The organism is Streptomyces sp. NPDC059785, from assembly GCF_042732375.1.
GTDB lineage: Bacteria > Actinomycetota > Actinomycetes > Streptomycetales > Streptomycetaceae > Streptomyces.
Genome location: NZ_JBHWHV010000056.1, coordinates 51,572 through 66,139, shown reverse-complemented (window position 1 = coordinate 66,139; position 14,568 = coordinate 51,572). Strand labels below are relative to the sequence as shown.

Here is a 14,568-nt window from a genome sequence, read left to right as displayed (position 1 = left end):
TACCGCTTCGTGTACTTACTTCCCACCTGGTGCTACTTCCTCTGGGATCACTCAGATCCCAGTCTCCAGGTGTCCGCGATCACGGGGAAGCTCCACATGCGGGAATCATTGCCCATGGCACTGACACTGCCGACCGCAGCACTCTCCCTCCAGACGAGCTACGCCCGATATGAAGGTGCATCTGCTGACCGACGACCTGGCCGCCCGCCGGCCGCGAACCTTGCCGGGCCAGCGGGGCGACAGCCCCATGCTTCTGCCGATCTTGGAGGCACTGGGCATGCGCCGCCGCGGACCGGCCGCCCCCGCTGCCGCCCGGACCGGGTGCGCGGCGACAAGACATACGCCATCCCGGACGGCTCCCAGTGCTGGACCGGGTCGCACTGGCGGGCATCGCTTACGTCCTGCTCAAGGGCGTGGCCTGGCGTAGGACCTCTTATGCCAGTTGCCGCTTTCCTTGCCCGGATCCAGCCCGGTCGTCTCCTTGGGCGCGTTGACCGAGGCGTGCACGGTCTGGGTGTCCATCACGATCGCGGACGGATCCTCGCTCCGGCCACGTCCCTCGCGCACCTGCCAGTGCAGCAGGTCGTGGATCACCTGGTCGGTATCGTCGTCGCGCCACTTGCCGAAGTAGTAGTACACCGCGGTGTACGGCGGGAAGTCGTGCGGCAGGTAGCGCCACCGGCAGCCCACCCGGGCCTGGTACAGGATCGCGTTGACGATCTCCCGCATCTCGTACCGGCCTTCATGACCGCTGACCGAGCGGTGCTGTCCCTTCCAGGACGTGATGGCCGACCGGAGCAGCTCCTACGCCCCGTCCGACAGATCACTCGGATACGGCTGCCGCTCGGTCACGCCTCCAGCACACCGCAGGACCGGTCTACCGCAACCCGCCGACCCGGATATCCGGACAACCGGCCACGGCGACTCGCAGAACACCCACTCAGAGGTCGAAGAACTGGGTGATGAGATCTGCTGTGTCGATCTGGTGGCTGGTCTTGCCCATGAGTGCCGGGGCGGAGGAGGCGGCGGCGGGGACGGTGTGGCCGCCGCGGTGGATGGTGTAAAGGACCACCGGGGGGACACCTTCTGCCTCGTACGCTGTGCGTTCGACTTCGGTGGGGTCGGCCGTGGTCTTCTTCGGCAGGCGGGTGGTCGTGGGTTCGGTGGTGATCCCGTTGCGCTCGGCGAAGTAGCGAGCCGTGCGGGTGGCCGGCCAGGTCGGGCCGCCTGCTTTGAAGAGGGTGCGCAGGGCCCAGTTCATGGTGCCGCCCTGGTAGGAGACGATGGGGTCCTTGGTGCCGTGGATCAACAAGACCGGCAAGGACGCCCGGGGTGCCTGACCGGCGAGGAAGTTCTCCGGTGCGGGCATGGTGGCGGCGATCACGGTCGCACCCGCCAGCAGGTCGGGAATCTCATGGGCGAGGCGGATGGCCATCTGGCCGCCGTTGGAGTAGCCGACGGCGTAGACACGGTTGGGGTCGATGCGCCGGTCCGAGGCGAATGTCGCGATGACCGCGCGGGTGAAGCCGACGTCGTCGATGTCGGCTCGGCGGGCCGGAAAGCGGCTTTCGCGGCGGGCGTCGTTCCAGTTGCCGCGGAAGCCGTCGAGGTAGGCGACCAGCGCACCGCGGGCGGCGAGCGCGTCGAAGACGCCGCCGGTGAAGGCGCGGTGTTTGTCGCCGCTCTGGCCGGATCCGTGGAATACCAGAATCAGTGGCTTGGCATCGCCCGGCGCTGTGGTGCCGACAAGAGTGAAGGTGCGGGTGGCCCCGGCGACGGTGACACTGCCGCGGGTGGCTTCGAGAGGGCTGGACATGGTGTTTCCTCAGTCAGGCGAAGAAGTCGATCAAGGTGTGCGCCATCCATTCGGGCGCTTCCTCGGGCAGGAAATGCGCCGCACCTGGTGCGACGGCGCCGCTGGTGTTCGAGGCGACCTGCCGCACCGCCCGCTCGACGCCATCACGCATGCCGTGCTCGCCCCCGATGGCCAGCACCGGAATATCCAGCGGCCCCTCGGCGGCCAGCGCGGCCACCTGGTCTCCTGACTCTCCCGCGCGGTAGAACTCGAAGCTCGCGTGCAAGGCGGCGGGGTCGCGCAGGGCATCGACGTAGACGTCGACCGCGGCTTGGGGGATGGCCTCGGGCGATGCGGCTTTGGTGGCGAACTGGTAGCCGAAGTAGATTTCCTCGCGGCCGGACACCATGCGCTCGTTGATCTCGGCCAGACGGTTGAAGACGAAGTGCCAGGCCAACTCGTTGACCTCGGGCGGCATGAGCAGCGGGGGCATCGGGGTGAAGCCGGCGAGGACGGCTTCGGCCAGCACGAGCTTGGCCACCCGGTCGCGATGGCGGGCGGCGAGTACGTAGCCGACCATCATCCCCATGTCGTAGCCCGCAACGTGGAAATTGCCGTGGCCCAGGGAGGTCATCAGGCCGGCCATTTCGTCGGCCAGGGTGACTGCGTCGTACCCGCTGGCAGGCTTGCTGCTGGCGCCCATGCCGCGCATGTCGGCGGCCACGACCGTGAAGTGCTCGGCGAGAGCGGGCATCACCAGCCGCCAGCCGTACCAGAACTGCGGCCACGCCGGCAGCAGCAGCAGCGCCGGGCCGGTCCCGCCGACCACGGCGTGCAGTTCGACGCCGTTGACGTCAACGGTGCGGCTGGTGAAGGTGTCGCCGAATCCGGTGGGAAGGTGCGGGACGGCGTCCACTGTGAAAGGCATCGGTGTCTCCTCGTTGCCTGACCCAAACCGTAAGTGGATGAGTCATCCGCTTCAACGTAACACAAGCGGATATCCCATCCGGTTATGGTGTGGGTATGAGCACGCCACCGTTGCGCAAGGACGCCGCCCAGAACAGGCACCGCATCATCGAGATCGCCCGGCGATACGTCGATGACGGCAGACTCCTGCAACTCAACGACGTGGCGCGGACCGCATCCATCGGCGTGGCCACGGTCTACCGGCACTTTCCGACGCCGGAAGCACTGCTGGAGACCGTCGCGCTGCCTGCCATCGAGAAGCTGCTGCGGCGAGCCGAGCACGCATTGGCCGAGGATGACCCCTGGACGGCGTTGCGTGATTTCCTCGCCGCAGCGATCGAAGTCCTGCTGACCGACCCGGCGGTCCCTCCGGTGTTCGCCGCAGCCACTGACACCCTGGAGCGCACCGGCGACCTCAAACGAAGGCTCGCCACAGTCTTCGCTGAGCTGCTGGCACGCGCGCACGCGGCGGGAGTCATCGATTCCGGCGTCACCGAGTCGGACATGACCCCTCTGATGTGCGGCATCGCCTACGCCGCGAACATCCGAAGTGCCCTCGACCCGACCGAACGAGCCGCGCTCGGCCTGCGCTACCTCGACCTGCTCCTCACCGGCCTGCACCGCCCCTGATCACGACAACTCCCGGTATGGGGCAGCACGCCAAAGGGTCGGTCCCGGCAGCTGCGGACAGGTGCTGCGGACCTTTCTGATCACGGTGGGGTGTCGGCGTACGCGTGCCCATGGTGATGGCAGAGGCGGGCGTGGTGCTGGTGGCGGTGCCAGGCGGACCACCACAGCAGGTGCCCGGAATCTTGTCGGGCCGGTGGAAGGATCAGGCGGTGGCAGGCGGAGGAGTTCAAGGGCCCTGGTACGGCGGCACGCTGATCATCGTTCGGTAGGCGGCGGTGTCCTGCGGTTCGCCCACGCGCTGTCCGTCGGCCTCCACCCAGGCGTGGGCGGTGAACGGCGGAGTGCGGACGCCGGAGCACCAGGTGGGCCAGGTGCCGTCGATCCGGCACAGCAGGGCGGTGGCCAGCGACCGCTGGAGGCAGTAGCGGCCGGCGCACAGGGTGCTGGCGGCCGTGACATCCTGCCGGGCGCGCAGGGCCTGGACGTAGTCGGCCGGGGCGGCGCCGTGGCGGGCCAGGTGCAGGGCGGTGCGGATGCGGCGCGGTGGCAGGCGGGCCAGGAGCCGGGCGGCGGTGACGGCGGCGTGGACGGCCAGGCGGCGGCCCAGCGGCGGCCGGGTGCCGGCGGTGTTCAGAATCTGGCTCACGGGTGGGTCACCAGCCTGGCCCGGGTGAGCCGGTCGACCAGGGCGGCGACGTCGGCGGCGGCCCGCTCCGCGGTGACGGGACAGGCGTCGGCGAGGCGGTCGGCGGCCTGGCCGGGGGTGGCGCCGTCCAGCAGGGTCTGGACGATGAGGGCGCCGGTGGAGTTGAGCTGCCAGTAGCGCCCGCGGCGCTCGTCGAGCAGCACCATGCCCTCCTCCGTCGGGCAGGCGGTGACATCGGCGCGCAGTCGGCTCACCGGGATGCTCCTGTCGTGTCGGGCGGCTGTGCGAGAGCGTTGTCGTGGGGATGGGGTGCGGGCCGGTCCAGCCAGGCGGGCACCGGGTGGGTCTCCAGGTCGCGCAGCCATGCCTCGGCTCCGAGTGTGGCCTCCAGTTGGGGTACGCCGCCGCGCAGCAGGCCGGGAGAGAGCAGGGCGTGGCGCAGCAGGTCTACGTCGGCGATCCCGGCTGCCGCCAGGCGGGAGTCGGCGGCCCAGGCGGCCAGGGTGGGCCGGTGCAGGCGCAGTCCCTCGTGGCATTCGGCTGAGCAGTGGTCCTTGGTGGTGCGGTGCAGGAGGGGGGCGGGCACCAGGCCTTCCATCGCGGCGGCCAGCAGCGGTTTGTAGGACCAGGGGCTGGTGGCGTCGTGCGGGCGGACCGTCAGGCAGGCGTCGATGACGGTGTCGTCGCAGAACGGGCTGTGGGCGGGCAGCCCGGCAGCGGAGGTTTCGTCCATCAGGTGGGCGGCGATGCGTCCGGCCTCCTGGGCCTGGTGGATCCAGGCGTGCCGGCCTCGTTCGGCGGCCAGCGGTTCGGCGTCGCGAGCGGCGGCGTGCAGCAGCTCGCCGACCAGGCCGACGGCGTACTCGCTCGCCCACGGCGGCAGCACACAGGGTCTGCCCCACCCCGTGGTCAGGGATCTTCGGGGGTCGGCCGGGTCCGGGCGCAGTCGCCGGGGCGCGGCGAGACGGTTCAGCCAGGACGGGTAGGAGCGGCCGTCGAGCACCATTGCCACGTTCGCGGCCAGGGGCCAGCGGCGCCGGGATCGCAGGCCGGCGGCGTGCCGCAGGGCGGTCAGGGGCGAGCGGCGCAGCAGTGCGTGCACGTAGGCGTCCGGCGGCAGGAGCGCGTGATCGCCGCCGTGCCCGGTCAGCCGGCACACGGCGCCGCGGGCCAGCATCTGCCCGGCGAGGTGATGCTGCCGGGCCCGGTCGCGCACGGGAAACGGCCCGTCGCCGGGTTCACGACGGTCATCCAACCCGGCGTAGTGAGCAGGCAGGCCGGCACCGGAATACACCAGGTGGTCAAGGAGCGGCAGGTGTCCGGCGGCCCGGGCGGCGTAGACGTGGTCCTGGTTACCGGGCGCCTTCCAGTGGAAGGTGGCGGTGACCAGGCGGGCGCCGGCCTCTGCCGCCAGGAAGCACAGCGAGGTGGAGTCCATGCCGCCGGAGAGGTCGGCACCCAGCACCTCGCCCGGCCGCACCCGTACCCCCACCGCCTTCCGTAGGGCCAGCCGCACGGCGGGCGCGGCTTCGGCCAGCGGCAGCCCGCCCTCGGGCGGCTGCCACCACCGGATGAGGGACGCCCGGCCAGCCGCATTCACCCGCACCGCCCGCCCCGCCGGCACCTGCCGGACGCCGCGCCACATGCCGCCCCCGGCCAGCGGGAACGGGACGGTGAAGCCGGCCAGGCGCACGGCCACTTGCGCGGTGTCCAGGCGTGCACCGGTCAGCCAGGCCAGCGTCCGGGCGCGGTCGGCGCACAGCGTGCCACCCCCGGCCGTCGCCGTGTACACCGCCCGCTGCCCGAAGGCCGGACCACGCACGTGCGTGTGGCCGCCGACCGAGGCGAGGACGTGGAAGCTGCCGGCCGCACCGGCCAGCACCGCCTCGACATCCGCGAGGCCGCGGATGCGCCCGGCCCTGCGGGCCAGGTCACCGGCGGTCAAGGAGCACGTCCCGGCCACCGCCAGACGCACGTGTCCGGCCGAGACGGCCACGAGCTCACCAGCCTCCCAGGCGCCGGCCAGCCACGGCCGCCCGGAAGCGTGCGGCACCACCCGCAAAGCCGGGCCGGCGCCCCGGCGCAGCCGCCGTATCACCTCGGTATCCAGCTCGTGGTCGGGAAGGACGACGAACCAACAGACAGCCACAGCGCCCACGAGCCTCTCCGGTGCGATGGGAACGGGCGCTCGTGCCGGCAACCGTGCCGGACGCGAGCCGACGGACATGGCCGGGTGCCGGTGCTCCCCTGCTCGCAGGGGCGGACAGCCGGCACCCGGTGGTGTGCCGATCAGAAGAGCGGTTCTCACTCCCCGGAATGCACGTCGATGACGCCCTCGGGGGCCTCTCCTTGCAGGCCTTGGGTGAGCTGGGCGTAGTCACCGGCTTCGACGAGCAGCGGAGGCTCGTAGACATCGTCCGTCTCGACGGTCAGTGTCTCGTTCATCGTTGATCACCTCCCTCACGGATCGGCGTGTACCGAGACGGCAGACGAAACCGCCTCTCCATCGAGCAGTAAGGCACGAATCTGCCTATATCGCACCAAGATCTCCCGTAATCTCCTCGGCAGGAGAGGCAGACGAGTGAACGAGGCGGATTTGGCAGACCAGGTGGATCTGGCGGTCAGGGCGCGTGTGCCCCCGGGCCGCGGTTCCCCGAGGTGGTCGGAGCAGGAGGGGGGAAGTCCCGCTGTGGCTGTGGGCTGAGCAGGCTGAGAACATGGCGCGGGTACCGGGGATCGGCGTCGAGCTGCCGCTGGGAATGAAGCTGCCAGGGATCGGGCTGCGGAGGTGAAGCCGAGCAGGGCCTGTGCGACCGCCAGGCAGATGAGTTCAGAGTCCGTCAGCCGTGGCGGCCTGCCCATCCACCGGTCGGTCCGCTGCTCGTCATCGATCTTCACATACAGCGCGGTCAGCAAGGTGTCCAAGCTCTCGTTCGCCACACAACGATCTTGGCCATCCTCTTCTCGCTCCTGAACGTCAGCCGAGGTTGGATTCCCGGGCGGGGAAGAAGTCGGCGCTCTGGACGTACTCCATGGCCTTGGTGAACTCCGGGTCGCCGAGGCGGCGTTCCATTTCCTGCGGGCTCAGATCCTCCACACGGGTCTGGATCCAGTACAGGTTGCCCAGCGGATCGCGTACCCGCCCGACCCGGTCTCCGAAGAACAGGTGGGTGACCTCGGTGACCGAGGTACCGCCGGCCGCAACGGCCTGTTGGTGCACGGCGTCGGCGTCCTCGACGTAAAGGCGGAGGAAGCCAGGGGTCGGCGGCCACTCCGGCCGCGCGTCGAACATCATCACCACTGAGTCGCCGATCCGTACCTCCGCATGCTCAATGGCCCCGTCCTTGCCCGCAAGGCACGCGAGCTCCTCCGCGCCGAAGGCCCTTTTCATGTAGTCGATGAGCTGCACCGTGTCGCGCGAGATGATCCATGGCGTCACGGTGCTGTAGCCCTGGGGAACCGGCTTGACGGACATCTGACTGCCTCCTGGGGTGCGTGCGAGTGCCTCAACGCGGAGATGACGCTAACTCCCATCTAGGTCAGTCCCGGTCCTGAATGCCACTTCGCAGGCCGTCCCGCCTGGCCACGCCTCCGCTGCGGGACCGGGAAGCCATCAACGAGGCGGCCGGTAGGGACCCGCGGGACGAGCCCGCCAGACATAGGGCTCATTCGTCTGGTCGGCCGGCCCCTCCAGCCGCTCAGCGAGGAAACGCCGCCGCCACTTGCGGACGGTGTCCGCGGTGACCCGCAACTGGCGGGCCACCGCGACGATCGGCGGCACCTCAGGTCCCTCACACGCCGGCACGATCCGCGCCCGCAGGGCCAGCGCCTGGGCCGAGGCCGCCCGACGCGTCCACACTCACCGGGCACACCGACACCGTGTTCTCGGCGACGTTCAGCCCGGACGGACACACCCTCGCCACCGCCGGCGGCGACGGAACCGTACGCCTGTGGAACGTCGTCTTTCCCCCCGCCACAGCCATCTGCGACATCTGCCGAGCCATCGGACGCGACCTCACCCCAAGCGAACGCTCAACACACCTACCGGGACAGCCACCACATACCACATGCCCGCGCGAACTCGGCGGATGAAGCTTTCCAGCAGAAACCGCGGGCCCTCCCCGCTCGGTGTCGCTGCGGACAGCCCGGCAGGGTCGGGGACGATGATGCGGTGCCGGCGGCATGGGCGGCGACTGTCACTCGTTGACAATGCGGAGTCCGCGTTTGCTCACCTGGAACGGGGAACGTCGGAGAGCTACACCCCTCGGTATTGTCCTGGCGAATCGCGCACTCGTAGCGTCGGTGCCGGGCCTGAGTCCATGGCCGTTCCGCGGGTGAGAAGGAGAGAGCTGACATCGTGATGAGACTCCTGCACAGACTCGTGCTCACGACCGGCGCGATGTGCGCCGCCTTCGCCTTGGCCGTCGTGCCGGCGTCGGCCAATCCTTCGACGACCTGGACAGCGACCCCCAACCCGGCCAACATCTCCGCGGTGGTCAGCGGTTACACGACGTTGACCGCCGGAACCCCGCTGGTCTGTACGCAATCCACCATGCAGGGCTCGATGTACAGCGCCGTCGGAAACCCGGCGACAGTGGCGACGTTCAACGGACTGTCCTTCGGCACCAGCGTGTCGCCGTGCCAGACTGCCCTGGGCATCGCAACCTTCGTTCCCAGCGCTCCGTGGCACTTTGTCGCGGTGGACTACAACCCGGCCACAGGAGTCGCCTCCGGCTACCTCGCAGACGTGTACCTGCGCATATCGGAGGGAATCTCCTGCGTCTTCACGACGGCGGGGAAGGCGTCTGCCACCTACCGCAATTCCACCGGCGTACTGTCCGTCAACAGTGTGCCCGGCGAACTCGCAGTGACCAGTGTCACCAGCGGCTGCGGGACGACCGTCACCACCGCTACTCTCCCCACCTTCCGCGGGAACTACATCATCAGAATTTCCGGGACCACCACGGCTCCAACCCTGGTCGGCTCCAATCCCTGAGCCGGCCGGTGAATTCTCTTGACTGGCGGCGCCCGTACGCCGACCGGAGCCACGACTGCGCCACGTACCTTCCCCGCCCGCGAACCTCAACCTGAGACCACCAGTCACACGGTGCCGGCCTGCTGAGGGGTGAGGCGCGCAGGAGTGAGGTGCGCAGCGAGGAACGCACGCTCCGCCTCGTTGCCGGTGGGCAGTCTCCGTGGGCCACGGCGCCTGGTGCTCCCGGCGAGGGGCCGCACCCGCAAGTGGTACCGGACGGGCGGCGAGTCGAGCGTGCGAGGCTTTCCGCGAACTGCGTACCTGGCGTAGAACTGCGTACCTGGCGTACGACCCGTGCATGCCTGCTGCCGCGGGTAAATGTGCAAGGCCGCCCCGTCCGACGCTGGCGCGCCGGTGCGGGGCCGTCACGCGTATCCGCGAGGGTCGGATGCAGTAACGCGCTGCCGTGTCCATCGCCCGTACTCGCGTCAGGTCACGGTCCGCGGCTGCTCGTGGTGCGGTCGGCAAATCGGGCCGCGCAGACGGCTGTTCGGCCGGCCGCCTCCTTGAGCCGCAGTCCGGGAGGCGTGCGGGAGCTTCCGCCGGTGGGCCGGGCAAGCGCGGTGACCTGCGAGAGCCAGAAGCATCGTGTCACCGTGCGGGTCCTGGTCGTCCAGGGTCTGCTGGGGGTGCGGCTGGGGTCGGGGTGGGTGGTGTGGTCGGCTTCGCTTGCGGCGAGGAGGGCGAGCAGGCGGGCCACGGGCAGGACGGATTCGGCCGGGTGGCGCAGCACCCTGTCGGGGGCGAGCTGGTAGATGTTGCTGCGTCCTTCGCGGGTGCGGGAGAGGTAACCCTCCTGCTCCAGGTCGGTGATGATGTTGTGGACGGCGCGTTCGGTGAGCCGGCAGTGCGCGGCGAGGTCGCGGATCCGGGCGTGCGGGTCGTCGGCGATGGCGGCCGGCACGCGTGCGTGATGGGTGAGGAACGTCCATCCGGTGGGGGAGGGCGACGTCTTCGCCCCACCGGGCCTCACACGAGATGTCCTGAGCGGCTGCGCACGCGGCACGGACCGCACTCAGCGGACAGCGCGGGCGAATTCGGCACGGACGGCAGGGTCGCGCCAACTGCCCGGCGGGTAACTGCCTCGCGCGGTCAGCGCGTTCAGCCACCGGGGCCGCCGGTCCCGGGGCGCCCGGCCCCGTTCACGAGAGGGCCCGGGCGCCCGTGCCCCGACCTGCGTCGCGATGGTCCCCGGGGGTGGTCAACGACCACAACGTTGCCCGACCACCCGGTGAACGTGTCTGGTCGCAGCACTAGGGTCATGGGCATGACCTCGATCACCGAAGGCGGCGAGTCGGCCGATGTCACCGTGGCCTATTGCGATCCCGAGTCGCTGCGGACGGCGAAACCCGCCCAGGCCCGCAAGGCGGTACGGGAGCTGGTGACAGTTGTCGACGACGGCACCGCGCTGACACTGGCGGCCCGCTACGCGCCGGTCGCGGACCTCGCCCTCGACACGCTGCTGCGCCTGTGGCCGACGGCCGCCGACCCGGACGGCTTCGCCGCGGTCCTGCTGGCGCCGGCCTTCCGCCGTGCGGGCCGTACGGAGTTGACCCTGCGGCGGGTGACCTCGCTGGCGGGCCTGCGGCACCTGACCATGCTGCGCACGCTGACGGTGGAGCGCTCCAAGGAGATCACCGACCTCGCGGAGGTCGGCGCGCTCACGGAGCTGCGGCACCTCGATCTGAACGGCTGCGCGGGCGTCGAGGACCTGACTCCGCTCAGCGGTCTCGGCCAGCTCACCCGGCTCGGCCTGCACCGCTGCCGGCCGGTGTCGGACGTCAGGCCGCTGCTGGCCCTCAGCCGCCTGCGCGACCTCGACCTGAGCATCACCAGGGTCACCTCGGTGTCCGGTTTCGCGGCGGCGTTCCCCCAGCTGGAGCGTCTGAAGCTGCGCGGCTGCCGGTCCTTTGCGTCACCGGCGCAGCTCTCCGGCCTGACCCGGCTCACCCACCTCGATCTCGGCTGGACCGCCGTCCGCGACCTGACCGGCCTGGCGAACGTCCCCGCACTCGCCTTTCTGAGTCTGGCGAGCTGCAAGCGGCTTCGCGACCTGACCGGCGTCGCCGCGGCGCCGAACCTCCGCGAGCTGGTCATCGAGGACTGCCCCCGGCTGCGGTCCTGCCGCGGCTTCGGCCACCACCCCCGCCTGACGACGCTGGCAATCAAGGGCTGTCCGGACCTGCGCGACCTGCGCGGAGTCTCCGCGCTGACGCACCTGACCGAGCTGCGGGTCGTGGACGGCGAGCGCTTCGCCTCCGTCGCGGGGATCGGGCCGCTGCCCGCCCTGGAGAAGATCACCTTCGAGAACTGTCCCGTGCTGGCGGACTTCGCAGACCTGGCCGGACTCACCGCTCTGCGCCGACTCCAGCTGGTCGGGCTTGACCTGATCCGGGACCTCTCCCCGTTCGCACCCCTTCCCGGCCTCCGCGGACTCGGCCTCGACCGGTGTCCCGGGCTGCTGGACCTCACCGGCCTCGGCTCCCATGACGCGCTGGAGGAGCTGTCCGTCAGCGACACCGGCAGCCTGAGCGCCCCTGGTGACCTGGGCGAGCTGCCGGCGCTGCGCGAGCTGGAGTTGCGCGCGCTCCCCGCGCTCACCGGTCTCGGCCGCCTCGACGGCCTGACCGCCCTCGCCAAGGTCGTCGTGCGGGACTGCCGCGCGCTCACGGACATCGGCGGGCTGGCCGGCACCCCGGTCACCGACCTGACGTTCGCGAGGGTCACGGGCCTCGACTCACTCGACGTCCTGGAGGAGTGCCCCGGCCTGCGGGCACTGAGCGTGGACCGGATACCGCTGCTGACCGGCCTCCCCGCCTTACGCTTCCTGACCCGGCTGTATCTCTCCGGCCTGCCCTGGAGCGACCTGTCGCCTCTGGCCGGCCTCACGTCCCTGCAATCGCTGCGCATGGGGTCCCTGGACGAGCTGACGGACATCAGCACCCTGGCCGGCCTGCCCGACCTCAGCGAACTCCTCTTCGGCAGCCATGACGCCCTCACCGAACTCGGCCCGCTGCTCGCCATGAAATCGCTGCGCCGGCTCAACAAGTCGCTACAGATGAACGGGCAGATCCTGGACGGCCGACGCGACCCCGTCCTGGCCGAACTCAAGGAACGCGGGCTCGCGATCGACCAGCGCTGACCGTCACCGGCACCTCGGCCGCCGGGTGGGTCGCGCCTGTCTAGTCTGTGACCACGTACGTTCGCCGGATCGCTCGTGGCGAGGGCATGTCTGTCGGCGCTTCCCGTGCCACGATGTCGGGACGCAGCTGCGGGATGCTTTCGTGGGTCTTCAGCTGTCCGCCTGTCGGGAGCGAAGTGCGCCGGCCGCATCTGTCAGGTGAGGCCGCCCTGGCAGATGATCTCCGCACCGGAATGCTCGGTGAGCCAGACTGCCAACGTTTCGGAGGCGCGGTCGGGCGGCACGTCCACGACTCGGCCGGCTCCGATGTCGACCAGCACGGTGCCGTGGGTACAGCCCTTGCGGGAGGCGAATTCGCCCACCGCCCAGCACCCGCGGGGATGTTCTTTTCAGCTCCACGAAACCCTGTGCGCGTACATCCAGCTCCCGCACCTGCGGGGATGGTCCCATCGTGCGCGCGGCGATCGGCGCGATCGCGCCCCATGAAGTGGTGTGGGCGGGCAGAGTCCCGGAACGCGCGGGTGTCTGCCCGGGGCGTGCATCCGTTGGCTGTGCATGCTTCCTGAGCAAGGGCAGGCCATCGCGCGAGCCTCCTGGTGAACGGGCAGTTCGACCGGAGGAGCACACGACGGCCCTGTCCCAGTCTGAGCTGATACGTCTGCTTGAGGTGTCTACGTCGGGCGGATGGAGTTGAGGCAATCAGGGGGTGCGTGAGCGTATATCGCAGGAGCTCATCGAGGCCGAGGCCACCGACGTGATCGGTGCCGCCCCGGGCGAGCACTCCGACAAGCGCATGGCCTGGCGCAATGGCCACTGGGACCGTCTGCTGACCACCCAGGCCGGCGATCTGGACCTGCGGATCCCGAAGGTGCGGACCGGGTCGTTCTTCCCGTTGCTGATGGAGCGGCGCCGGCGGATCGACCGGGCACTGTTCTCTGTGGTCATGGAAGCGTACGTGCACGGTCTGTCCAGCTTTGCTCGGCAGCCGGCTCGCCTCCCATTCCGGCGGGGTCATCGTCCACGTCCGTACCCACACCACCACTTGAGCCCACCCGGACAGGAAAGATCCGATGGACGCATAGAGTTGCACCGCAGCACTCGCCAGCCTGCGCACCATGCGCGACGAGATGGAGCGGGCCTGCTGGGTGAAGTTCGGCGGGGTGGAGGCCGGACCGGTGGTGTGGGTGAACCAGGCATCCCCGGTATCGCCCGCGGGGACGGCCGGCAGGGCGCGCGACTCCGGCGGTGCGGCGGCCGACCGGCCGGGCCCGGGGCCAGGGTCGGCAGCAGCAGCAGCAGCAGCAGCAGGAGCAGGAGCAGCGGCGGGCTGTGAGGGGACGGCGGGCGTCACCGGCAGCTGACCGCCCCAGTCTGCGCAGGCGCAGGCTCGACGGTCGGCGAGGGCGCGGCCCGCCCGGACGGCGCCCCGATCTACGTGATCCTGGACGACCTGTCCGCCCACAAGAACGTGCGCATCCTGCGCTGGACGGCCAGGAACGAAGTCGAGCTGCGCTTCACTCCGACGAACGCGTCCTGGGCGAACCCGATCGAGGCGCACTTCGGACCGCTGCGGCAGTTCACCTTCGCCGACTCCCACCACCCCAACCGCACCGGCCCGACAGGAGAGTCGCACCGTTACCTGCGCTGGCGCAACCAGAATGCCCGCCACCCCGACGTGCTGGCCGCCCAGCGACGTGAGCGCGCCCGCGTCCGCAGTGAGAAGGGCATCCGCTGGGGTGGGCGACCACTCACCCAGGCGGCCTGAGCTTCAGGACTCCTGCTTCTCAGGCCACCACCGGTATCGAATGTCCGGCTCCCGTTCCTCGTTGCGGTGACCGTCGGTGCGCTCGGCGGCGACGAAACCGTGCCGCTCATAGAAACGGCGTGCCGGCCCGTTGACCTGGAATGTCCACAGCGCCAGACCTGCCGGTCGGCGCTGCTTCGCCACCTCCACGAGACGACCGCCAATACCCCGGCCCTGCCAGGCTGGATCGAGGTAGAGCTGATCCAGGTCCTCGCCGTCCAGCACCATCATCCCGATCACTGACCGGTCGACCGTCGCCACCCAGGTCTCCAGGCCGGGCACGACCACCTCTCGGATCCAGGACCGAACCTGGTCGTCCGTATAAGCTCGTCGCACGCTCGGAAGCGCCGCCATGAAGGAACACAGCCACACCTCGGCCACCGCCGCGGCGTCGGAGTCGACCGCACGTCGGACGGCGAAATTGTTGATCTCCACAGCGCCGCATGCTCGCAGACACACAGCATGGCCGCAACCGACTTTCCGCGACGGTCGGACCTGGGCGAAACCCGTGAACCTAATTCGTTCTCAGCAGCCCACACGGAGCGGTTGT

General features: G+C 70.0%; 15 protein-coding genes and 4 pseudogenes. 7 read left to right on the top strand and 12 right to left on the bottom strand.

Annotated elements, in window-relative coordinates; all coding sequences use genetic code 11:
* Positions 1-405 precede the first annotated feature (405 nt).
* The 3 genes from ACFV6E_RS33125 to ACFV6E_RS33115 all read right to left on the bottom strand — a co-directional run bounded on the left by ACFV6E_RS33125 (position 406) and on the right by ACFV6E_RS33115 (position 2,723).
* The gene (locus ACFV6E_RS33125; RefSeq protein ID WP_385177860.1) at positions 406-786 is read right to left on the bottom strand and encodes a transposase; all 381 of its coding nucleotides are present in this window, start codon (positions 784-786) and stop codon (positions 406-408) included.
* 154 nt (positions 787-940) lie between these two features.
* Positions 941-1,816 carry an alpha/beta hydrolase family esterase gene (locus tag ACFV6E_RS33120; RefSeq protein ID WP_385466773.1) on the bottom strand — a complete coding sequence of 292 codons (876 nt, stop codon included), beginning with the start codon at positions 1,814-1,816 and terminating at the stop codon, positions 941-943.
* Between the two features lie 13 nt (positions 1,817-1,829).
* Entirely contained in the window at positions 1,830-2,723 is an 894-nt protein-coding gene (locus ACFV6E_RS33115) for an alpha/beta fold hydrolase (RefSeq protein WP_385170074.1), read from the bottom strand.
* Positions 2,724-2,818: 95 nt separating this feature from the next.
* On the opposite strand from ACFV6E_RS33115, the gene ACFV6E_RS33110 reads away from it, so the two are divergent.
* Positions 2,819-3,391, top strand: a complete 573-nt coding sequence (locus tag ACFV6E_RS33110) for a TetR/AcrR family transcriptional regulator (RefSeq protein ID WP_385170076.1) — start codon at positions 2,819-2,821, stop codon at positions 3,389-3,391.
* Positions 3,392-3,617: 226 nt separating this feature from the next.
* Here the strand turns inward: ACFV6E_RS33110 and ACFV6E_RS33105 are convergent, their stop codons facing one another.
* The 6 genes from ACFV6E_RS33105 to ACFV6E_RS33080 all read right to left on the bottom strand — a co-directional run bounded on the left by ACFV6E_RS33105 (position 3,618) and on the right by ACFV6E_RS33080 (position 7,800).
* A complete protein-coding gene (locus tag ACFV6E_RS33105; RefSeq protein ID WP_385466770.1) occupies positions 3,618-4,037 on the bottom strand; it encodes a lasso peptide biosynthesis B2 protein in 420 nt (139 codons plus the stop codon).
* Positions 4,034-4,291 (bottom strand): lasso peptide biosynthesis PqqD family chaperone, encoded by a 258-nt coding sequence (locus ACFV6E_RS33100; RefSeq protein WP_385170081.1) that lies wholly within the window; start codon positions 4,289-4,291, stop codon positions 4,034-4,036. Before ACFV6E_RS33100 ends, ACFV6E_RS33105 begins: the two co-directional genes overlap by 4 nt.
* The gene (locus tag ACFV6E_RS33095) at positions 4,288-6,195 is read right to left on the bottom strand and encodes an asparagine synthase-related protein (protein ID WP_385170084.1); all 1,908 of its coding nucleotides are present in this window, start codon (positions 6,193-6,195) and stop codon (positions 4,288-4,290) included. Before ACFV6E_RS33095 ends, ACFV6E_RS33100 begins: the two co-directional genes overlap by 4 nt.
* A 146-nt stretch (positions 6,196-6,341) precedes the next feature.
* Entirely contained in the window at positions 6,342-6,482 is a 141-nt protein-coding gene (locus ACFV6E_RS33090) for a lasso RiPP family leader peptide-containing protein (RefSeq protein ID WP_385170087.1), read from the bottom strand.
* A 532-nt stretch (positions 6,483-7,014) separates the two neighbouring features.
* Positions 7,015-7,512: a VOC family protein gene (locus tag ACFV6E_RS33085; RefSeq protein WP_385466767.1), complete on the bottom strand. Its 498-nt coding sequence runs from the start codon at positions 7,510-7,512 to the stop codon at positions 7,015-7,017.
* A gap of 138 nt (positions 7,513-7,650) precedes the next feature.
* The gene (locus ACFV6E_RS33080) at positions 7,651-7,800 is read right to left on the bottom strand and encodes a helix-turn-helix domain-containing protein (RefSeq protein ID WP_385466779.1); all 150 of its coding nucleotides are present in this window, start codon (positions 7,798-7,800) and stop codon (positions 7,651-7,653) included.
* A gap of 89 nt (positions 7,801-7,889) precedes the next feature.
* On the opposite strand from ACFV6E_RS33080, the pseudogene ACFV6E_RS33075 reads away from it, so the two are divergent.
* Positions 7,890-7,997: pseudogene (locus ACFV6E_RS33075) on the top strand (hypothetical protein); the annotation flags it as partial.
* A 400-nt stretch (positions 7,998-8,397) separates the two neighbouring features.
* Positions 8,398-9,033: a hypothetical protein gene (locus ACFV6E_RS33070; RefSeq protein WP_385466776.1), complete on the top strand. Its 636-nt coding sequence runs from the start codon at positions 8,398-8,400 to the stop codon at positions 9,031-9,033.
* 670 nt (positions 9,034-9,703) lie between these two features.
* Here ACFV6E_RS33070 and ACFV6E_RS33065 read toward each other — a convergent pair.
* Positions 9,704-10,045, bottom strand: a pseudogene (locus tag ACFV6E_RS33065) (helix-turn-helix transcriptional regulator); the annotation flags it as partial.
* Between the two features lie 294 nt (positions 10,046-10,339).
* Between ACFV6E_RS33065 and ACFV6E_RS33060 the strand changes: the two are divergent.
* Positions 10,340-12,214 (top strand): hypothetical protein, encoded by a 1,875-nt coding sequence (locus tag ACFV6E_RS33060; protein WP_385466764.1) that lies wholly within the window; start codon positions 10,340-10,342, stop codon positions 12,212-12,214.
* A gap of 194 nt (positions 12,215-12,408) precedes the next feature.
* Here the strand turns inward: ACFV6E_RS33060 and ACFV6E_RS33055 are convergent, their stop codons facing one another.
* Positions 12,409-12,576, bottom strand: a complete 168-nt coding sequence (locus tag ACFV6E_RS33055; protein ID WP_385170099.1) for a hypothetical protein — start codon at positions 12,574-12,576, stop codon at positions 12,409-12,411.
* Between the two features lie 344 nt (positions 12,577-12,920).
* Between ACFV6E_RS33055 and ACFV6E_RS33050 the strand changes: the two are divergent.
* From ACFV6E_RS33050 to ACFV6E_RS33040, 3 genes and pseudogenes are all read left to right on the top strand, one after another.
* Positions 12,921-13,127: pseudogene (locus ACFV6E_RS33050) on the top strand (transposase); the annotation flags it as partial.
* 202 nt (positions 13,128-13,329) lie between these two features.
* Entirely contained in the window at positions 13,330-13,575 is a 246-nt protein-coding gene (locus tag ACFV6E_RS33045; RefSeq protein WP_385466782.1) for a hypothetical protein, read from the top strand.
* A 44-nt stretch (positions 13,576-13,619) separates the two neighbouring features.
* Positions 13,620-13,979 (top strand): annotated as a pseudogene (locus tag ACFV6E_RS33040) (transposase); the annotation flags it as partial.
* Between the two features lie 3 nt (positions 13,980-13,982).
* Here the strand turns inward: ACFV6E_RS33040 and ACFV6E_RS33035 are convergent.
* Positions 13,983-14,453 (bottom strand): GNAT family N-acetyltransferase, encoded by a 471-nt coding sequence (locus tag ACFV6E_RS33035; protein WP_385170101.1) that lies wholly within the window; start codon positions 14,451-14,453, stop codon positions 13,983-13,985.
* Positions 14,454-14,568 lie beyond the last annotated feature (115 nt).

What these genes read in the sequence shown, in the direction of transcription:
- ACFV6E_RS33120 (WP_385466773.1), bottom strand. Translation starts at nt 1,816, where the DNA reads ATGTCCAGCCCTCTCGAAGCCACCCGCGGCAGTGTCACCGTCGCCGGG.
- ACFV6E_RS33115 (WP_385170074.1), bottom strand. Translation starts at nt 2,723, where the DNA reads ATGCCTTTCACAGTGGACGCCGTCCCGCACCTTCCCACCGGATTCGGC.
- ACFV6E_RS33110 (WP_385170076.1), top strand. Translation starts at nt 2,819, where the DNA reads ATGAGCACGCCACCGTTGCGCAAGGACGCCGCCCAGAACAGGCACCGC.
- ACFV6E_RS33090 (WP_385170087.1), bottom strand. Translation starts at nt 6,482, where the DNA reads ATGAACGAGACACTGACCGTCGAGACGGACGATGTCTACGAGCCTCCG.
- ACFV6E_RS33085 (WP_385466767.1), bottom strand. Translation starts at nt 7,512, where the DNA reads ATGTCCGTCAAGCCGGTTCCCCAGGGCTACAGCACCGTGACGCCATGG.
- ACFV6E_RS33070 (WP_385466776.1), top strand. Translation starts at nt 8,398, where the DNA reads ATGAGACTCCTGCACAGACTCGTGCTCACGACCGGCGCGATGTGCGCC.
- ACFV6E_RS33060 (WP_385466764.1), top strand. Translation starts at nt 10,340, where the DNA reads ATGACCTCGATCACCGAAGGCGGCGAGTCGGCCGATGTCACCGTGGCC.
- ACFV6E_RS33045 (WP_385466782.1), top strand. Translation starts at nt 13,330, where the DNA reads ATGCGCGACGAGATGGAGCGGGCCTGCTGGGTGAAGTTCGGCGGGGTG.